Here is an 18,664-nt window from a genome sequence, read left to right as displayed (position 1 = left end):
CCTACGGCCGCACCTGCAGTGGCGTGCCGGCGGCGGGCTGGTGCTGGAGAAAGTAGCCCCGCGTGGACGGCGCGAAACGGCAGACGGCGGCCAGCGCCACGCCCAGCCCCAGGAGCAGCACGCCACTGATGAAGGCCCCGCCGACGCCGAAGATCTGCGTGTCACCGTAGTCCGGATCCCACATCTGCACCGCCGAGACGAAGAATGCCGCAGTCAGCATAAGAGCGCCGAGCAGGGGCATGACGCCGCGGAACCAGAAGTTCCGGGCCGAGCCGCGCAGGGTCGCGCGGAAGTACCAGATGCAGGCGAAACCGGTCAGGGCGTAGTAGAACGCGATGAACAAGCTGATCGAACTGATGGAGTCGGCGAGCAGGTTCTCGCTCAGGACGCTCATCAGGACGTAATAGGCGACGGCCGCGGCGCCCATAACCTGGGTGGAATACCCCGGCGTCTGGTGGCGCGGGTGGACCTCGCCGAACCTGCGCGGCACGGCTCCGTGCACGCCCATCGACAAGGTGCCGCGGGCCGTGGGAAGGATGGTGGTCTGGGTTGAGGACAGCACCGACGCCAGGACGGCGACGACGATCAGCCAGCCCCAGGGGCCCAGCACCACGTCCTTCATGGCGAGGAAGACATCGTCCTGGTTGGCCTCGTTGCCCAGCCCTATGCCTTCTGTGCCCACCGTGGCATACATCATCACCAGGAGGGCCACAGAGACGTAGATCGCCACGAGGACTAGCGCCGAAATGACGGCGCCGCGGCCGGGCGTGGTGGCAGGGTTCTCGGTCTCCTCGTTCACCGCGAGGCAGGTGTCCCAGCCCCAGTAGATGAACAGGGCCAGCATGGCACCGTGCACCACCGCGCCGGGATCAGCGAACGCACCGGCGGGGTTGAACCACTCAAGATCGAAGGCTTGGCCGGTGGCCCCGCCGGGCACCCCTCCCGCGATCCGGAAGATGATTGCCATCGCGAAGATGCCCAGCGAGAGGTACTGCACGTAGGTCAGGACCCGCTGGACATGTTCCCCGAGGCGGATGCCGCGGTAGTTCACAAGGGTCATGAACACGATGAACAGCACGCCGGTGGCGGTGACCACGAGGCTGTTCCCGGCCAGCGAACCGTCGCCGATCAGCAGCCACAGGTACTGCCCGGCGACCTGGGCGAGATTGGCCAGGACCACGACGCCGGCCAGGGCCACGCCCCACCCGCCCAGCCAGCCGGCCCAGGGACCGAACGCCCGGCCGGCCCAGATGAAGGTGGTCCCGCAGTCCGGCATGGCGCTGTTGAGCTCACGGAAGGCGAAGGCGATGAAGAGCACCGGCACGAAGCCCAGCAGCAGGATCAACGGAGTGTAGTTGGCGTTCACAGCCACGATCAGTCCCAGGGTCGCCGCGAGCGAATAGACCGGCGCGGTGGAGGCCAGCCCCAACATGACGGAGTCTCCGAGATCCAGGATCCCGGCGCGCAGCCCCTTGGCGGGAACCGCGGCGGGACCACCGGAGCCGCCGGCCGTCGTCGTGGTTCGGGTGCTCATAGGGCAATACCTGCCTTGCTGGAGTGGGCCTGGTTCGAGGTCGGGGCGGGCGCGTCAATCGTGTTGGGCACGAAGCGGCAGAAGTAGTCGGTGATGGGCCCGTCCGATTCGCGGATGCCGCAGCCGACCGATTCGCCGTCGACCACCCAGAGGCCGAGCACCGGGCGGTTGCCGTCGAAATCGGGAAGGGCGTGGAACTGCTGGTAACACCAGCCTTCCCGGCCATAGCCGCCGGGCTGTTCGAGGTCGATGCCGGCGGCGTGGATCCTGATGTTGTCCCCTTCGCGGCCGTGCAGCGGCTTGGCCACCCACTCCTTGAGCGGCCCGGGGCCGTCAAGATAGGCCGGAAGCAGGTTGGGGTGGTCCGGGTAGAGGTGCCAGAGCGCCGCGAGCAGGGCCTTGTTGGACAGGAGCATCTTCCAGGCCGGCTCCACCCAGCGCGGATTGTGGGCGCGCTGCAGCAGCCGCTGCCCGAACGGCTCCTTCATCATCAGTTCCCAGGGGTAGAGCTTGAACATGGTGCTGATCATGAAGTTGTCCAGGTCCACGAAGCGGTTGAGGTTCGGATCCCAGCCGATGTCGGACATGTTGATGCCGATGGTGGTCCAGCCGGCTTGGCTCGCGACGTCCCGCATGTAGGCCGCCGTCATCCAGTCCTCGCCGGACTCTTCCGCCTCGGAGTGGGCGACGTGGAGGGTGCTCATGCCGGTGCGGTACTGCAGCCTCTTCCACTGCCGGATGAGGGCTTCATGGATGCCGTTCCACTGGTCCTTATCGGGAAAGACGTCCTGCAGCCAGAACCACTGGGCGACGGCGGCCTCAATGAGTCCGGTAGGGGTGTCCGCGTTGTACTCCAGCATCTTGGCCGGGCCGCCCCGGCCGTCGTAGACGAAGTCGAAGCGGCCGTAGACGTCCACATCGCCGGCCTGCAGCGATGCAGCCGCCAGTTCCAGTGCCTGCGGCCCGATCCCGATGTTGCCCATGGCGCCGGTGGCGAGGAACTTCGCGGCCTCGAGGCACATGCGGTGCATGTCCTCCGCGGCCTGTTCGAGGGTCTCCACTTCGTCCATGGTGAATTCGTAGTAGGCGCCTTCGTGCCAGTACTCGACGTTCGTGCCGTCGGGCAGGGCCGTGGTGGAGAAAACCAGGCCCTGTGCTTCAACCCGCTCTTTCCAGTCCGGCCGCGGCGCGGATCCCAGTCGTTTCATCCCTAGCCTCCTGTGCTTCCGCCCTTGGCGCTGCCGCCGAAGCCGCCCCTGCTGACCGTGCCGCCCGTGGGGCTGTACCCCGTGGACGCCTTGGCTCCAGTGGGAACGGTCCTGCTGTAGCTGGGGTAGCCCGACCGGTTCTGGCCCAATCCGGGCACGCTGGCGCCGCGGGAGTAGAAGTACCAGGCGTAGATGCCGGAGCTGCGGCCGTCCGTGCTGCTGTTGTTGTTGCACTGGGCATCATCGACCCGCTCGCCGGTGTCGTCGTTGAAGCACACCTGCGCGTAGTCGGCCTCGTCCTCGTTGCTGGCCACCATTGCGGTGATCGTGCCGGCCAGGAGCGCCGTGACGCCCAGCCCGACGACGACGGTACGGCGCTGCAAGCGCTTCTTCCGCGCCGCCGCGCCCGCCAGGCCGCGCTCGCGTTCCAGGGCGAAGGGGTCAATGACGGCGGGGGCAGTGGCGTCTGCCGGAAGTCCCGGCGCGGGCTGGCCGGACTGGTTCTGCAGCTCGGGCCGGAGCTCAGGCTGTGGAATCTGCCACGGAGGCTGCTTCCGGTCCGGCCGCGGCGCGTCCGGGTGCTCGTCGTTTCGGCCCAAATGTGTCCCCTCACGTCTGGCCGCAGGATATCCCGCGGAAGGCTTGCGTGCTTTTCCCGACGCCAGCCTAACCGGCCTCCGGATCCGGGGCGATGGAAAGGGCTAGCCGTGTCTGCAGCGGGCGCGGGGGAAGCGTACCGGCACTGGGTCCCGGGCCGCGGGCGCGCCGCAGGCCTACACTGGTGCCATGGAAACCGCATCCGTGCTTGCTGTCTGCAGGGTTCACCAGCTGCTCGATGATCCCGGCAGCGTCGGGGTCACCGCGATCGACAAGCGCCCGGTTGATGGACCGGTGAAAGTCCACAAACTTGGCCTGCGCGGTGATGTCCAGGCCAGCAGGATCCACCACGGCGGCGAGGACCAGGCACTCTACGCGTATTCGCAGGACGACGCCGACTACTGGGCCGGCGAGCTCGGGCGGGATATGCCGGCGGGCATCTTCGGCGAAAACCTGCGGATCACGGGCCTCAACGCCTCCAATGCCGTAATCGGCGAACGCTGGAAGATCGGACTGGACGTCGAGGTGGAAGTCACCTCCCCGCGCATCCCCTGCGCCACGTTCCAGCGGCGGATGGGCGAGCCACACTGGGTCCAGCGGTTCACCGAGGCCGGCAGGGTGGGCACCTACCTCCGGGTGGTCCGGACCGGCAGCATCGAAGCCGGAGACCACATCCACCGGCTCTTTGTCCCTGCCCACGGCGTGACAATCGCCAAGTGGTTCACCGATCCCACCCTGGAGGACATGGAGGCCCTGCGCGACGCCGACGCCGACGGCCAGATCCGCCTCCAGCCCGAGTACCACCAGAGGTTCGAGCAGCTGCAGCGCCGTCTCGGGGTCTAGGTGTGGGGGCCGGTGTGCGCAAGCTCACCAGCCGCCGTCGGCCTCTCAATTACCACTGTTCTGTTCGATGCCCTACACTTGAAATATCCCCCACTCCGGAAATCCCTTATTCCTGCCCAATTCTTGAGGCAGGACTGGCAAGTGTTGGGGCCCGCAAATGTGATGCGGGCATTTTCATAGGGAGAGCCGGCAAAAGAAAACGCTGTACAGACTGCTGGGATAGCAGCCAAGAGATGCAGCGGGAAGTCCTGCCACGGGATTGCGAAAGCGCCGGACTTCTGTGACCCGCCGGTCAACCGTACGCCCGGCACTCGTGTCACGCGTACTGCGGCTCCGCTCACCTCGGGTTGTGCCGCTTGGCCCCTATGGATGAGGAAATTTCACCTATGCCCGAAAATCAGAACAACTCCGTCGACACCGAACTCGCCACCGCGACTAGCCAGAGCGACGTCGAGACTTCTGAAACGGCTGCCCCCGCAGCCGGCTCCGCCCCGGAATTCACCGAGGCTCCTGCGAACTTTGTAGCACCGGCCGCCGAGCCTGCCGAAGCTGCCCCGCAGGCTGAGACCAAGACCGAGGCCACCTCCGCCCCGGCAAAGGACGAGGACGCCGAAGAAGAAGGCGTCAAGTTCGTAGACCTCGGCATCGACGGCCGTGTCCTCGCCGCCCTGCAGGACGTCGGCTACGAGAAGCCGTCCCCGATCCAGGCAGCAACCATCCCGCTGCTGCTCGAAGGCCGCGACGTCGTGGGCTTGGCCCAGACGGGCACCGGTAAGACTGCAGCATTCGCAGTACCGGCGCTGTCCCGCCTGGCCGAGCTCCACGACCTCAACGGCCCGTCGCGCAAGACCCAGGCCCTGGTGCTGGCTCCCACCCGCGAGCTCGCGCTCCAGGTTGCCGAGGCCTTCACCTCCTACGCCAAGCACATTGACGACTTCACCGTCCTCCCGGTGTACGGCGGCTCCGCCTACGGCCCCCAGCTCGCCGGCCTGCGCCGCGGCGCCCAGGTTGTTGTCGGTACCCCCGGCCGCGTCATCGACCACATCGCCAAGGGTTCCCTGGACCTGTCCGAACTCCAGTACCTCGTGCTCGATGAGGCCGACGAGATGCTCCGCATGGGCTTCGCCGAAGACGTTGAGCAGATCTTCCAGCAGACCCCCGCGGGCCGCCAGGTTGCGCTGTTCTCCGCCACGATGCCGAGCCAGATCCGCCGGCTCTCCAAGCAGTACCTGAACAACCCGGCCGAGGTGCAGGTCAAGTCCAAGACCACCACGGGCGCCAACACCCGCCAGCGCTACCTGCAGGTCATGGGCCCGCATAAGCTCGATGCACTGACCCGCATCCTCGAGGTCGAAGAGTTCGAGGGCGTCATCGCCTTCGTCCGCACCAAGATGGCCACCGAGGACCTCGCCGACAAGCTGCGCTCGCGCGGCTTCCAGGCTGCCGCCATCAACGGCGACATCCCGCAGCAGCAGCGTGAGCGCACGGTCGAGGCCCTGCGCGACGGCAAGATCGACATCCTGGTCGCCACCGACGTCGCCGCCCGCGGCCTGGACGTCGAGCGCGTCAGCCACGTGGTCAACTACGACATCCCGCACGACACCGAGTCCTATGTCCACCGCATCGGCCGCACCGGCCGTGCAGGCCGTTCCGGCGACGCGATCCTGTTCATGACGCCGCGCGAGAAGTACCTGCTGCGTTCCATTGAGAAGGCAACCCGCCAGCCGGTGGAGCAGATGCACCTGCCCACGGCCGAGACCGTCAACACGCTGCGCCTGGGCAAGTTCGCCGAGCGCATCACGGAGACCCTCGCGTCCGAGGACGTTGCAGCGTTCCGCGACCTGATCTCCTCCTACGAGGAAGAGCACAACGTGCCGGCCTCGGAGATCGCCGCAGCACTGGCCGTCATGGCCCAGGGCGGACAGCCGCTGCTGGTCAAGGAACTGCCGGCAGCGCCCGAGTTCCAGAAGCGCGAGCGCTCCAAGGACGGCTTCGGCTCACGCGGCCCGACCCGCACCCTGACCGAGGGCAACGCCACCTACCGGATCGCCGTCGGACGCCGCCAGCGCGTCATGCCGGGTTCCATCGTTGGCGCCATTGCCAACGAAGGCGGCATCTCCTCGGCCCAGATCGGCGGCATTGACATCCGCTCGGACCACTCCCTCGTGGAGCTCCCGGCGGACCTGAGCGCCGATCAGCTCAAGGCACTGTCCCGTACCCGGATCGGCGGCGAGCTGATCCACCTCGAGCTCGACAACGGCCGCAAGCCGGCCGGGGACCGCGGCTCCTACCAGGGCAACCGTGGCGGCGACCGCGGCGGAGACCGTGGCGGCTACTCCGGCGGCAGCGGCAACTTCAAGGGCAACGGCGGCTTCAAGCGCGAATTCCGCAAGGGCGACGGCGAGCGGTCCTCCGCTGACCGTGGCGGCCGCTCCTTCAGCGAGCGTTCCGAGCAGCGGGCTCCCTGAGCCGGCCCGTTCTTGTTTAAGCCTCCCGGCCCCGTGTTCGCTTGGTCACAGCCGCGGCCGCCGGCCGGTCCCGGGAGCCGGGTCCGGGCTCCCCGGACCGCGCTGGGAGCCCGGATTTCCGCTGTTTCCGGCCGGTCCGACGTCGTTCGGCCGCCGATTTGTTGGTGGGCGAATCTTCCGGTAGAGTATTTACTCGTTGCCCCCCTAGCTCAGTGGTAGAGCGCGTTCTTGGTAAGAACGAGGTCACCGGATCGATTCCGGTGGGGGGCTCTGAATGAGGGCCTGTGTCAAGGCGGTTTTTGACCGGCTTAGCGCAGGTTTTCCTCATTTACGGCGGTGTAGCTCAGTTGGTTAGAGCGCACGACTCATAATCGTGAGGTCGGGAGATCGAGCCTCCCCACCGCTACCAGATAAGACCCCCGGAATCCGCATGGATTCCGGGGGTCTTTCTGTCTCCCTGCTTGGAGGAGGGTCAGGGGCCGATCCTTCCGGATCCCTCCACTGTGCGGTATGACGGCTGACATTATCCTGTGCCCTTCGGCGGACTCTTCACGGCTCGGCGGTACAACCACAAGCTCACAGCCAAGAGAGCTAGGTTCAGAGCCTGCATAACCCAGTAGAACCCACTTGAAGGGCGGCTCTCCCACAACACGGCAACCACGTCATTGGCCAACCACAACAACGCGAAAGCGCCCATGATCAAGGCCTGGCCTTTGGTCGGCCACTTCCTATCCCCGGTACCCGTGCCCTGAGCCTAACGGCGGGGTCAACAGGCCGTAGGGCTGTCTTGCGCCTGTCTTGGGGGCGATCGTATTTGAGAGTGCGTTATGAGAACCCGCACCTGCCCCCCACCATGGCCCAGTACAAGCGCTGGTACTGGGTGCCCTCCCGCGGCGCGAGCCCGTGACAAGCCGTTTGTTTCACCGTACCTTTGCAGCATCTGACGGTTGGGGATATCAGTGGACCTTCTTGGCACCATCATGGCCCCGTTCAAATGGCTGGTCTCAGCCATGATGGCGGGCTTCCATGACGGACTCAGCGCCATCGGCATGCCGGCGGCCAGCGGCTGGACGTGGACGCTGTCCATCATCGGGCTCGTACTGGTCATCCGCGCCGCCCTGATCCCGGTGTTCCTCAAGCAGGTCAACGTCCAGCAGCGCATGAGGCGGTTGCAGCCTGACCTGAAGAAGCTCCAGGACAAGTATCGGGGCAAGACCGATCCGCTCTCCCGCCAGGCCATGGCGCAGGAACAGATGGCCCTCTACAAGGCGCACGGCACCAACCCGTTCTCGGCCTGCCTGCCCCTGCTGATCCAGATGCCCTTCTTCTTCGCGCTGTTCCAGATGCTGTCCGGCATCAGCGCCGCGGCGGGCCAGGGCGAAGGCGTCGGAGCCATGAGCGCCGAGCAGGTCGTGCAGTTCGACCAGTCCACGATCTTCGGCGCCCCGCTCTCGGCCTCGCTGCTGCACGGCGGCGGCGGCGGCAGTCCAGTCTCGGTGTGGGTCCTCTCCATTGCGATGATCCTGGCCATGACGGCTTCGCAGCTGATCACGCAGCGGCAGATCATGGCCAGGAGCCTGTCCTACGAGGCCGTTGCGACTCCGCTCATGGCCCAGCAAAAGTTGCTGCTGTACAGCCTGCCGGTCGTCTTCGGTGTGGGCGGAATCGTGTTCCCCATCGGCGTCCTGATCTACTGGACCACCACCAACCTGTGGACCATGGGGCAGCAGTTCGCGGTCCGGTGGGACAGAATGGGACCATGACGCGCATCGCAATCATCGGCGGCCACGGCAAGGTGGCTTTGGAACTGTCCAGGATCCTGACGGCGGACGGGCAGGAGGTCACCTCCTTCATCCGCAACCCGGACCATGCGGCCGACGTCGCGGCCACTGGCGCCACGCCAGCGCTGCTGGATGTGGAGAACGCGACGACGGCGCAGATCGCCGGAGCCCTCCGCGGACACGACGCCGTGGTGTGGTCGGCCGGCGCCGGCGGAGGCAGCCCCGAGCGGACCTACGCCGTGGACCGCGACGCCGCGATCCGTTCCATGGACGCCGCGGCGGAAGCGGGCGTCAACAGGTACGTCATGGTGTCCTATTTCGGTGCCGGGCCGGACCACGGGGTCCCCGCGGACAACGGCTTCTTCGCCTACGCCGAGGCCAAGGCCGCAGCGGATGAGTACCTGCGCGGTTCAGGCCTGGACTGGACCGTCCTGGGCCCCGGAACGCTGACCGCGGGACCCGGCAACGGGATGATCGACGTCGACCCCGCCGATACGTCGGACGGCACCGAAACCGCCCGGGCCAACGTTGCCCTGGTGGCGGCGGCGGTCCTCGGGCTGCCGGCCACGATCGGGCGCACCATCGAGTTCCGGGACGGCACACTTCCGCTCGCGGCAGCGCTGGACCCGTTGGACTAATCCGGCGGGCCGGCCCCGAAGGGAACGAGCCGGACTCGACCCGTCAGGCCGGGGCGGGGAGGGCCAGCTCCAAGGCATGCGCCTCGACGTAGTCCAGGGCGTGCCGGACCGCGCCCGCCGTGACGATCGCGTCGCCCAGCGGTGAGACCGTCACCCGCGGGGGAGTCGCGGTGAAGCGGGGAAGCAGCGCTGTGATGCCCGGCAGGAGGGCCCCGGCGGACTCGGCGACGGCGCCCCCGATCACCACCTGCTCGGGGTTGATCAGGCTCGCGATCGAGGCGATGACCCGTGCCATGCGCTCCGAAATCCGGTCCAGGATGGCCAGGGCCGCCGGGTCTCCCGCGGCCGCGTCCGCGAAGACGCGCGGCGCGCTGGCCGGGCCGCCCGCGGAGGGTCCGCCGCCGGCCGCCGACCACTGCCGCGCCAGGGCGGCGATGCCGTCGCTGGAGCCAACGCCCTCCACCATGTCCAGGTAGCCCATCTCGCCGGCGGCCCCGCCGCGGCCGTGGAGCAGGCGGCCTGATTCCATCACGCCGGCGCCCAGCCGTTCGCCGGCCAGGAGCACCACCAGATCATCGACGCCCACGCCGGACCCGCGCCAGCGCTCACCGAGCGCGGCCAGGTTGGCGTCGTTCTCCAGGAGCACCGTCCAGCCGTGCAGTTCCTTCAGTGCGGAGCGGAGCCCGACGTCGAACAGGCTCCAAAACCGCTGCGTCACCAGAACGTTGCCATCGCGGTCCACCGGCGCGGCGATTCCGGCGCCGACGGCCAGGACCCTGCCCGGGTCCGCCCCCGCTGCTTCCAAGGCCTGGCGGCAGGCGAGGTCGACGACGCCGATCCGCTCCTGCGCGGGGATGTCCGCCGCGCGGAAGCTCCCGCTGGAACGGCCGATCACCGTGCCGCGGAGGTCGGCCACGGCGGCGGTGGTGGTCGCGGCACCAATGTCCAGGCCCAGTACGAAGCCCGCTTCCCGGTTGAAGGCAAACCGCCGGGCCGGCCGGCCCTTCCGCGGATTGGCAGGGTCTGTGGGCTGGTCCTGCTCCACGATCCAGCCCCGGCTGATCAGGTCCTCGCAGACGGCGATGACCGAGGCCCGGGTCAGTCCGGTCAGGGCCATCAGCTCGGTTCCGGTGGCAACATCTGCGCCGCGGATGTGGCGCAGCACGGCCTGGGCGTTGACGCGGCGCAGCAGCTGCGGCGTGGCGGCGGCTGCGTGCGGCATCACTTCTTGACCTCTTCTGTCCCCGGACCCATAATTGTTCAGGCAATATATTTAGCTTGTATCTAAATTACCAGAAGCCCTCCCAGACCCGAAGGAATCTCCTTTGACCAACACCGCCACGCTGGCCACCCTGTCCGGTTCCGATCTCGCCGCCGACCCCAACTGGTGGCGCCAGGCATCGGTGTACCAGATCTACCCCCGGAGCTTTTCGGACTCCAATGGTGATGGCCTGGGCGACATCAAGGGCATCACCGCCAAGGTCCCGTACCTGAAGGAACTCGGGATCGACGCCGTCTGGCTCTCCCCGTTCTATCCCTCGGCCCTCGCCGACGGCGGCTACGACGTCGACGACTACCGCGACGTGGACCCCAAGCTCGGCACCCTGGCGGACTTCGACGAGATGTCCGCCGCGCTGCACGCCGCCGGCATCAAGCTCATCGCCGACATCGTCCCCAACCACTCCTCGAACCGGCACGAATGGTTCCAGGAGGCCCTGGCCTCCCCGCGCGGCTCCGCCGCCCGCGACCGCTACATTTTCCGCGACGGTCTCGGCGAGAACGGTGAGCTCGCGCCGTCGGACTGGGAATCCGTCTTCGGCGGCCCCGCCTGGGAGCGCATCACGGAGCCCGACGGCACGCCCGGCCAGTGGTACATGCACATCTTCGCCAAGGAACAGCCGGACCTGAACTGGGCCAACCGGGAAATCCGCGACGACTTCCTCAAGACGCTCCGCTTCTGGTCCGACCGCGGCGTGGACGGCTTCCGCGTCGACGTCGCCCACGCGCTGACCAAGGATCTCACCGAGCCGCTGATCTCCAAGGTGGAGCTCAGCGCCGCCAACACCGGAACGGACGGTTTCCCGGACGGCTCGCACCCGTTCTGGGACCGCGATGAAGTCCACGAGATCTACGCCGAATGGCGCGAGGTGTTCAACGAGTACAACCCGCCGCGCACCGCCGTCGCCGAGGCCTGGGTGCACGCCACCCGCCGCGCCCGTTACGCCAGCCCGGAAGGCCTGGGCCAGGCGTTCAACTTCGACCTCCTCCAGGCGGACTTCGACGCCGGCGAGTTCCGCGAAATCATCGCCCGGAACCTTGCCGAGGCCACGGAATCCGGTGCCTCCTCCACCTGGGTCTTCTCCAACCACGACGTCGTCCGCCACGCCACCCGCTACGGCCTGCCCCAGGGCGGCGGCAAGCACGCCCAGGGCCAGGACGGCAAGGGCTGGCTGCTGGCCGGCGCCCCCGTCGAGGAACTCGACGTCGAGCTCGGCCTGCGCCGGGCCCGTGCCGCCACCTTGCTGATGCTGGCCCTGCCGGGTTCTGCCTACCTGTACCAGGGCGAGGAACTGGGCCTGCAGGAAGTCGCGGAAATCCCCGACGCCGAGCGCCAGGACCCCACCTTCTTCCGGAACAAGGGCGTGGAGATCGGCCGCGACGGCTGCCGCGTGCCGCTGCCGTGGGCCCCGGAGGGCACCTCGTTCGGCTTCGGCGCCGGCGGCGCACACCTGCCGCAGCCGGCCTGGTTCAGCCGCTACGCGGTGGCAGCCCAGGACGGCGTGGAAGGCTCCACCCTCGAGCTCTACCGCAAGGCCCTGAAGCTGCGCCGCGAACTGCAGACCTCGGAGGAACTGCAGTGGCAGGAGTCCGGCAGCGCCGACGTCCTGCGCTTCAGCCGCCCCGGCGGCTGGCAGACGGTGACCAACTTCGGCGACGCGCCGGTTGATCTGCCGGCCGGCGAGGTGCTGGTCAGCAGCGGCCCGCTGGACGGCGGACAGCTGCCGGCCAACACCACCGTCTGGCTGCGGTGATCCCCGCACCGCAGGCTTCGTCCGGCACGGCTGCCGACGCCGGGAACCTCCCCCAGGAACTCGTCTACGGCTGCATGGGCCTGGGCGGCGACTGGTCGGCCGAGCCGTACTCCTCCGCGCACGTGGACGAGGCGGCCGCGGCCGTCGAAGCCGCCATGAACGCGGGCATCACGCTGTTCGACCACGCGGACATCTACACCAACGGCAAGGCCGAAGCCGTTTTTGGCGAGGTCCTGGCCCGGACCCCCGGGCTGCGGGAGAAGATCCGGCTGCAGACCAAGTGCGGCATCCGGCTCAATGAGCAGGGCCTGGAGGCCTACTACGACCTCAGCCGGGACGGCATCCTGGAGCGGGTCAACGAAAGCCTGGCCCGGCTTCGGACGGACTACGTCGACGTGCTCATGCTGCACCGTCCCGATCCCCTGATGGACCCGGCGGAGGTGGCCTCCGCCGTCGGGCAGCTCATGGCCGAAGGCAAGGTGCGGGCCGTGGGCGTGTCCAACATGTCGGGCCCGCAGATCGAGATGCTGCAGGACCGGCTCGAGGTGCCCGTGGTGGGCAACCAGCTCGAAATGAGCCTGCTGAAGCGGGCGTGGCTGGAAAGCACGGTGCTGGTCAACCATGCGGAGGGCACGGACTACAGCTTCCCGCACGGGACCGTGGAGCATTGCGTCCGGAACGGCATCCGGCTGCAGGCGTACGGGGCGCTGGCCCGCGGCCTCTACACCGGGGCGCCGGCGGCCGCGCGGMCGCCGGCCGAGGAGGCCGCCACCTCTCTCGTGGCCGCCCTGGCCGCCGAGAAGGGGACCACGGGGGAAGCGATCGTGCTGGGCTGGCTCATGAGGCACCCTGCCGGGATTGCGCCGGTGATCGGCACCGCGAACCCGGACAGGATCCTCGCCTGCGCCGGTGCCGCCGAGGCCGCCGCCGCGATGACCCGCGCCGAGTGGTACGGCCTCTGGGTCGCGGCCCGGGGAAGTAACATCCCCTAGCCAATCCAGACCCCCGCCCCACCCAACTGGCCGGCCGCCTGGCTGTTTGAGCCCTGAAGACGGCTTCTGCTGCCGGCCAGTTGGGCAGGGATGTGATTTTGGTCGTAATGGTCGCCCCTGAGGGCCGGATTGCTTAGCGGCAAGTGCCCCCGGGCGACTAGCGTAGATGCATGACCTCTACGACCACCGCCGAATCACTTCGGCATCAGCGCAATATCCCGGCCGACATCGCCCGCTCCTGGCTGCTGGTGAATGCGATGAAGACCGACCTCTTCGACCAGTCCGCCGTCTCCCGGGCCGATGCGATCATTCTTGACATCGAAGACGCGGTGGACCCCTCCCAGAAGGACACCGCCCGCGCCAACGTCGTGAACTGGCTGACCGCCGGCGGCAGCGCCTGGGTCCGGATCAACGACGCCACCAGCCCGTTCTGGGCCGACGACCTCGCCGGCCTGCGCGGCACCCCTGGCCTGCTGGGCATCATGCTGGCCAAAACCGAATCGGCCGACCAGGTCACGGAGAGCTTCCACCGGATGGACGGCAAGACCCCGGTGATCCCCCTGGTCGAGTCCGCCGTCGGCATTGAGGAAGCCAACAACATCGCCAAGGCGCAGGGCGCGTTCCGCCTGGCCTTCGGCTCGGGCGACTTCCGCCGCGACACCGGCATGGCGGCCACCGCGGAAGCCATGGCCTACCCCCGCGCCAAGCTGGTTGTGGCCAGCCGCGTGGGTAACCTGCCCGGCCCCATCGACGGCCCCACCGTCGGCACGAACCACCCGATCCTGCGCGAACAGACCGGCATCACCGTGATGATGGGGATGACCGGGAAGCTCTGCCTCGCGATCGACCAGACCCCGGTCATCAACGAGGTCATCAGCCCCACGCCGTCCGACGTCGCGTGGGCCACGGACTTCATGGCCGACTTCGAAGCCAGCGGCCGCGTCATCCGGGACGGCTCCGACCTGCCGCGCCTCGGCCGCGCCGAGAAGATCATGAAGCTCGCCGTGGCCTTTGGCGTGCAGCCGGCCCTGTAGCCGCCACACCAATTCAGGAGACCCCGTGACCGATACCCGCTATCTGGTTCACGGGGTCTTTTGGGACGGTCCGGCGCCCGGGCCCGCCGCGGCGTCCGGCGGGAGGCCTCCGGCGATGCGCCTGCAGGACCCGGACGGCGCCATCACCGCACTGCCGCTCGACGCCGGCACCCGCCTTGGTTTCCGGCTCGCCGCCGCGGGGAAACATTGCCTTGGGCATCACTTGGTGCACGGACCCGCGGACCGGGACCACGTCCTGTGCCCCGACCAGGCAGCCGCCGCCAAGGGCAGCCAGTGCGGGCGGTGCTTCGTCCTGGACGACTCCCGGCTGATCCACGACTTCCACCGCGGCGGCCGGGTCCCGCCGGGCCTTCGCGCGTACCTGATGCAGCCGCACTGGCTCTACGTCGCCACCTTCGCCAATGGGGCCAGCAAGGTCGGCACCGCGTCCCACCCGCGCAAATGGAACCGGCTCGCCGAGCAGGGCGCCGTCGTCGCCCGGTACGTTGCCCGTGCCGAGGATGGCCGCGTGGTCCGTCTCCTTGAGGACATGATCACGCGCGAGGCCGGGCTGCCGCAGCAGGTCCGCGCTGCCGCCAAGGCCGCCGCGCTCGTCGCCCCGGCAGCCGCCGTCGACCTCGACGCCCTGAACGGACGGCTGGCGGGGGAGGTCCGGACCCTGCTCGCCGGTGCCGGCGGGGAGGGCTTCGCGGTGGTGGATGAGCGGTGGGTCCGGCCGGAACTCTCCGCGAAGGTCTGCGCCCCGGCCGCCCGGCATGCCTATCCGCACGATCTGGGGGCCGGAGCGCACGGGTTCCGGATCGACTCGCTGAGCGGCAGCATTGCGCTCGCGGCGCTGGATGGCAGCGGACTGGAATTCGTGGTGAACCTGGGCCAGCTCAAGGCCCGGGTGATCGAACTCGGTGACCACGGCTCGGACGTCCCGGCCGTGCAGGAATCCCTGTTCTGACGCCGAAATTGCCCCGTGACGCGCAAATTACCGGACGCGCCCGGATTCCGGCGTCGCCAGGCAATGTGAGTGTCGCCAGTGATTGTGCGCCTCGCGGCGTTGCCCGCCCTCCCCGGTAGACTGGCACGGTGCTGAATGAATTCTGGGCCACCGCGTCAACCGCCTACAAGGTGCTCGTCTTCGGCGCCATGGGCCTGATCGGCGTCGGCATCATCCTCAGCGTGGTGGGCAACAGCACTGGCAACCAGGCCCTGGCCCTCGCCTCACTGGCAGTGATCGGGCTGGGCCTGATCCTGCACATTGCCGGGCTTGTGGTCCGCGGCCAGGCGATCCGGAAAAACCTCAAGCGCTAGCGGCCGCGTTCCGCACCACGTGGCTCCGGGCATGTTCGACGGCGTCCGGGAGGGATGTGAACAGGTGCTTGTGATGCCGCAGTGAGCGGATGACCCCCACATTGGTCACGAGCTCCAGATGCTGCGGCTGGACCCCCTTCAGCAGGACCGTGACCCCGCGCAGCTCCAGCGCGGAGACCACTTCGACGAGCATGTGGGCGCCGGTGGCGTCCAGCATCCGCAGCTGGGACAGCCGGATGATGGCCACCTGGATGTCCCGGACCTGGCTGATCTCCTGCAGGACCCGCTCCGCGGCGCCGAAGAACATGGCCCCGTCCAGCCGGAAGATTGCGATGTGCTCGTCTCCCGGAACCGGCGGCCCCGGGATGTCCTCGCGCCGGACCCCGCTCAGGGAAGCGAACGTCCGCAGCGTGAACACGGCTGCCGCGGCGAGTCCGATCTGGATGGCCACGATGAGATCGAAGGTGACGGTAATGAGGGCTGTGATGACAAACACCGCGGCGTCGGCCCGGGTAGAGCGCAGGATCGCCGTCACGGTGTGCCGCGAGACCATGCGGGTGGCCGTGACCATGAGGATGCCGGCCAGCGCCGCCAGCGGGATCCTGCCGACGAGCCCCGCCGCCAGGTAGATGATGGCCAGCAGGACCAGGGCGTGCACCACCGCGGAGAGCCGGGTCTTGGCCCCGGAACGGACGTTCACGGCTGTCCGGGCGATCGCGCCGGTGGCGGGCATGCCGCCGAAGAATCCGGCAGCGATCGAGGCCAGCCCCTGCCCGGTGAGCTCCCGGTCCGGGCTGTACGCGCCGGACGGACGGCCGTCGGGGCCGACCATGCCGGCGGCCACCCGGGCCGAGAGCAGGGATTCGATGGCGGCGAGCGTCGCGATGGACACGGCAGGCATCAGCAGTCCGCCCAGCGCGGCCGGATCGACCGAAGGCATCGACGGCGCCGGCAGGGAGTGCGGAAGCGCGCCGATCCGAGGTATGTCCAGCGCCAGCATCTCCGACACCGCGGTGGTGAGCAACACCGCAATCAGGCTCGCGGGCAGGGACCTGTTGAGCTTGGGCAGCAGGTACATCACGGCCGCGACACCCGCCACCACCGCGAGGGTCTGCAGCACAGTGGGCATGGTGGCCTGTGACGCGCTCTCGACGGCGGCAAGGAGGGTGTTGTGGCCCGGCGTTCCCTCGGTGCCCGTGGCCAGCGGAACCTGCTGGAGGAAGATGATGGCGGCGATGCCGAGCGTGAAACCCTCCACGACCGGCCATGGGATGAACGCGACGGCCCGGCCCAGCCCGCTGGCTCCAAGGATCATGACGAGCAGCCCGGCCAGTACAGAGACCAAGGCAATGCTGCCGATGCCGTGGGCGGCGACCACCGGGGCCAGGACCACCACCATGGCGCCGGTCGGGCCGGAGACCTGGACATTGGATCCGCCCATGACGGCGGCGACAAGTCCCGCCACCACGGCGGTGATGAGTCCGGCCTCCGCCCCGACGCCGGAACTCACTCCGAAGGCCAGCGCCAGGGGGAGTGCCACAATGCCCACCGTGATGCCGGCGAACAGGTCCGTCTTCCAAGCGGACCGCAAGAGATCGTAGTCGCGGCGGGACGGCAAAAACCGGGCCAGGCGTCCCCGTGCCGTGCGAGATGTCGTGGCCGGGTCTGCTGCCTGCGCCGCGCTCACGGCGCTGTGTTGTCGAGGCGGGCGGCACTGTCGGCGTCGCCCGCGCGGTCGAGGTGGCCTGCCGGCAGCTCCTGGGCTATCCGGAGCTGTTCGCTGGAACCGGCCAGGGTGTCCAGCAGGAAGACCCTGGCGATCGCGAGCAGCTCCTTGATCTTGGGATGAGCCAGCCGGTAGGTCACGACATTCGCCGTCCGGACCGACGTCACCACACCGTTGCGGCGCAGCGTCCCCAGATGCTGGGACAGGTGCGAGGGCTCCAGCCCCGTCTGGGCGAGCAGGTAACTGACCGGCGCTGACGTGTCCGGTGCCGCCGCCAAGAGCTCGAGGATACGGATTCGGGCCGGGTGGGCCAGGGCCTTGAACAGATTGGCCTTGATTTCGTACAGGGGGGTCTGCGCGGCGGAGATCATGGCAGGAGGACACTTTCTCGCATCCGTTCGCGGCGCGGCCCGGCGGGTCAACGCGGCCATACGGATTGATGGATTGATGTTTTCATCATATCGTTCGAGTCAAGACCCGCCGGAGCACCCGCCAGTACCCACCCGGGCCCCGCGCCAACCCGTCACGAAGCCGGACGGCCCCGGGCGTGGCGATAGGCTGGAACCATGACAATCAATCCGGACCTGCAGGGGCGCAGCTACCCTGCCGCAGAGGTGTATGACGTCGGCCGCGAGAAGATCCGCGAGTTCGCGCGCGCGGTCAAGGCCACCCACCCCGCCCACTTCGATGTTGCCGCCGCCGGGGCGCTGGGTCACAGCGACCTCGTGGCGCCGCCGACATTCGCCATCATCGTCGCGCAGCGCGCCGACGCGCAGCTGATAGAGGATCCGGAATCCGGGATCGACTTCTCCCGCGTGGTCCACGCCGACCAGCGGTTCACCCACCACCGCCCGATCGTCGCGGGCGACCGGCTGGTCGCCGAACTGCACGTCGACGGCGTCCGCGCCATGGGCGGCGGAGCCATGATCACCACCCGCTCGGAAATCTTCGCCCTTGCCCCCGGCGATGCCATCGACGCCTCCGGCGTCCGGGAGCCGGTCGCCACCGCCACCTCGTCCATCCTGGTCCGCGGAGAGGGACAGTAGCCATGAGCATCGACATCGCAGCACTCACGGTCGGCCAGGACATCGGCAGCCGCAGCATTACCGTCACCCGCACCGACCTCGTCAAGTACGCCGGCGCATCCGGTGACTTCAACCCGATCCACTGGAACGAGGCCTTCGCCACCGGCGTCGGCCTGCCGGGCGTGATCGCCCACGGCATGTTCACCATGGGCGCGGCCGTCCAGCTCGTGACCGACTGGGCCGGCGATCCCGCCGCCGTCGTCGACTTCCAGACCCGCTTCACCAAGCCGGTGCCCGTCGCTGACACGACGGGGACACCGGAGGCCGGTGCCGTGATCGAGGTCAGCGGGGCCATCGGGGCGCTCGACGCCGACGCCGGCACCGCCCGCGTCGACCTCACGGTCGTCTCCGCCGCCCAGAAGGTCCTCGTCAAGGCCCAGGCCGTCGTCAGGCTGGCCTAGCC

General features: G+C 68.6%; 17 protein-coding genes and 2 tRNA genes. 13 read left to right on the top strand and 6 right to left on the bottom strand.

Going from position 1 to position 18,664, the window contains the following annotated elements; genetic code table 11:
- Position 1 precedes the first annotated feature (1 nt).
- Genes AC1DXI_RS08305 through AC1DXI_RS08295 form a run of 3 tightly spaced genes read right to left on the bottom strand, consistent with a single transcriptional unit; the run spans position 2 to position 3,341 of the window.
- The gene (locus AC1DXI_RS08305; protein WP_476938182.1) at positions 2–1,534 is read right to left on the bottom strand and encodes an APC family permease; all 1,533 of its coding nucleotides are present in this window, start codon (positions 1,532–1,534) and stop codon (positions 2–4) included.
- Positions 1,531–2,742, bottom strand: coding sequence for a glutathionylspermidine synthase family protein (locus tag AC1DXI_RS08300; protein ID WP_476938181.1), 1,212 nt, complete (start codon positions 2,740–2,742; stop codon positions 1,531–1,533). Before AC1DXI_RS08300 ends, AC1DXI_RS08305 begins: the two co-directional genes overlap by 4 nt.
- Positions 2,743–2,744: 2 nt before the next feature.
- On the bottom strand, positions 2,745–3,341 hold the full coding sequence (locus AC1DXI_RS08295; RefSeq protein WP_476938180.1) for a Tat pathway signal protein: 597 nt from the start codon (positions 3,339–3,341) through the stop codon (positions 2,745–2,747).
- Positions 3,342–3,528: 187 nt separating this feature from the next.
- Between AC1DXI_RS08295 and AC1DXI_RS08290 the strand changes: the two genes are divergently transcribed.
- The 6 genes from AC1DXI_RS08290 (at position 3,529) to AC1DXI_RS08265 (ending at position 9,069) form a co-directional block, all read left to right on the top strand.
- On the top strand, positions 3,529–4,182 hold the full coding sequence (locus tag AC1DXI_RS08290) for an MOSC domain-containing protein (protein ID WP_018773602.1): 654 nt from the start codon (positions 3,529–3,531) through the stop codon (positions 4,180–4,182).
- 386 nt (positions 4,183–4,568) lie between these two features.
- Positions 4,569–6,650, top strand: a complete 2,082-nt coding sequence (locus AC1DXI_RS08285; RefSeq protein ID WP_476938179.1) for a DEAD/DEAH box helicase — start codon at positions 4,569–4,571, stop codon at positions 6,648–6,650.
- Between the two features lie 198 nt (positions 6,651–6,848).
- A tRNA-Thr gene (locus AC1DXI_RS08280) sits at positions 6,849–6,920 on the top strand.
- A gap of 62 nt (positions 6,921–6,982) precedes the next feature.
- Positions 6,983–7,059 (top strand) — tRNA-Met (locus AC1DXI_RS08275).
- Positions 7,060–7,609: 550 nt separating this feature from the next.
- The gene (gene yidC / locus AC1DXI_RS08270) at positions 7,610–8,413 is read left to right on the top strand and encodes a membrane protein insertase YidC (protein ID WP_476938178.1); all 804 of its coding nucleotides are present in this window, start codon (positions 7,610–7,612) and stop codon (positions 8,411–8,413) included.
- Entirely contained in the window at positions 8,410–9,069 is a 660-nt protein-coding gene (locus AC1DXI_RS08265) for an NAD(P)H-binding protein (protein ID WP_476938177.1), read from the top strand. Before yidC ends, AC1DXI_RS08265 begins: the two co-directional genes overlap by 4 nt.
- A 43-nt stretch (positions 9,070–9,112) precedes the next feature.
- Here the strand turns inward: AC1DXI_RS08265 and AC1DXI_RS08260 are convergent, their stop codons facing one another.
- Complete coding sequence (locus AC1DXI_RS08260; RefSeq protein ID WP_476938176.1) at positions 9,113–10,291, bottom strand: ROK family transcriptional regulator; 1,179 nt, start codon at positions 10,289–10,291, stop codon at positions 9,113–9,115.
- Positions 10,292–10,394: 103 nt separating this feature from the next.
- On the opposite strand from AC1DXI_RS08260, the gene AC1DXI_RS08255 reads away from it, so the two are divergent.
- From AC1DXI_RS08255 to AC1DXI_RS08235, 5 genes are all read left to right on the top strand, one after another.
- Positions 10,395–12,101 (top strand): glycoside hydrolase family 13 protein, encoded by a 1,707-nt coding sequence (locus tag AC1DXI_RS08255; RefSeq protein WP_476938175.1) that lies wholly within the window; start codon positions 10,395–10,397, stop codon positions 12,099–12,101.
- A complete protein-coding gene (locus tag AC1DXI_RS08250) occupies positions 12,098–13,093 on the top strand; it encodes an aldo/keto reductase (protein ID WP_476938174.1) in 996 nt (331 codons plus the stop codon). Before AC1DXI_RS08255 ends, AC1DXI_RS08250 begins: the two co-directional genes overlap by 4 nt.
- Positions 13,094–13,263: 170 nt before the next feature.
- Positions 13,264–14,127, top strand: coding sequence for an HpcH/HpaI aldolase/citrate lyase family protein (locus tag AC1DXI_RS08245; RefSeq protein ID WP_476938173.1), 864 nt, complete (start codon positions 13,264–13,266; stop codon positions 14,125–14,127).
- 25 nt (positions 14,128–14,152) lie between these two features.
- Positions 14,153–15,097, top strand: a complete 945-nt coding sequence (locus tag AC1DXI_RS08240) for a DUF2797 domain-containing protein (protein ID WP_476938172.1) — start codon at positions 14,153–14,155, stop codon at positions 15,095–15,097.
- A gap of 128 nt (positions 15,098–15,225) precedes the next feature.
- Positions 15,226–15,450, top strand: coding sequence for a DUF3188 domain-containing protein (locus AC1DXI_RS08235; RefSeq protein WP_018773612.1), 225 nt, complete (start codon positions 15,226–15,228; stop codon positions 15,448–15,450).
- On the opposite strand, the gene AC1DXI_RS08230 is transcribed toward AC1DXI_RS08235, so the two are convergent.
- Positions 15,440–17,137, bottom strand: a complete 1,698-nt coding sequence (locus AC1DXI_RS08230; protein WP_476938171.1) for a SulP family inorganic anion transporter — start codon at positions 17,135–17,137, stop codon at positions 15,440–15,442. The two genes, AC1DXI_RS08235 and AC1DXI_RS08230, sit on opposite strands and share 11 nt — an antisense overlap.
- Positions 17,134–17,547: an ArsR/SmtB family transcription factor gene (locus tag AC1DXI_RS08225; RefSeq protein ID WP_476938170.1), complete on the bottom strand. Its 414-nt coding sequence runs from the start codon at positions 17,545–17,547 to the stop codon at positions 17,134–17,136. The genes AC1DXI_RS08230 and AC1DXI_RS08225 overlap by 4 nt, the downstream gene beginning before the upstream one ends.
- A gap of 195 nt (positions 17,548–17,742) precedes the next feature.
- On the opposite strand from AC1DXI_RS08225, the gene AC1DXI_RS08220 reads away from it, so the two are divergent.
- The gene (locus tag AC1DXI_RS08220; RefSeq protein WP_476938169.1) at positions 17,743–18,222 is read left to right on the top strand and encodes an FAS1-like dehydratase domain-containing protein; all 480 of its coding nucleotides are present in this window, start codon (positions 17,743–17,745) and stop codon (positions 18,220–18,222) included.
- 2 nt (positions 18,223–18,224) lie between these two features.
- A complete protein-coding gene (locus AC1DXI_RS08215) occupies positions 18,225–18,662 on the top strand; it encodes a MaoC family dehydratase (RefSeq protein ID WP_476938168.1) in 438 nt (145 codons plus the stop codon).
- Positions 18,663–18,664: the final 2 nt, after the last annotated feature.

The organism is Arthrobacter sp. P1_H7 (assembly GCF_056405215.1).
This window is presented reverse-complemented; position numbering and strand designations above follow the sequence as displayed.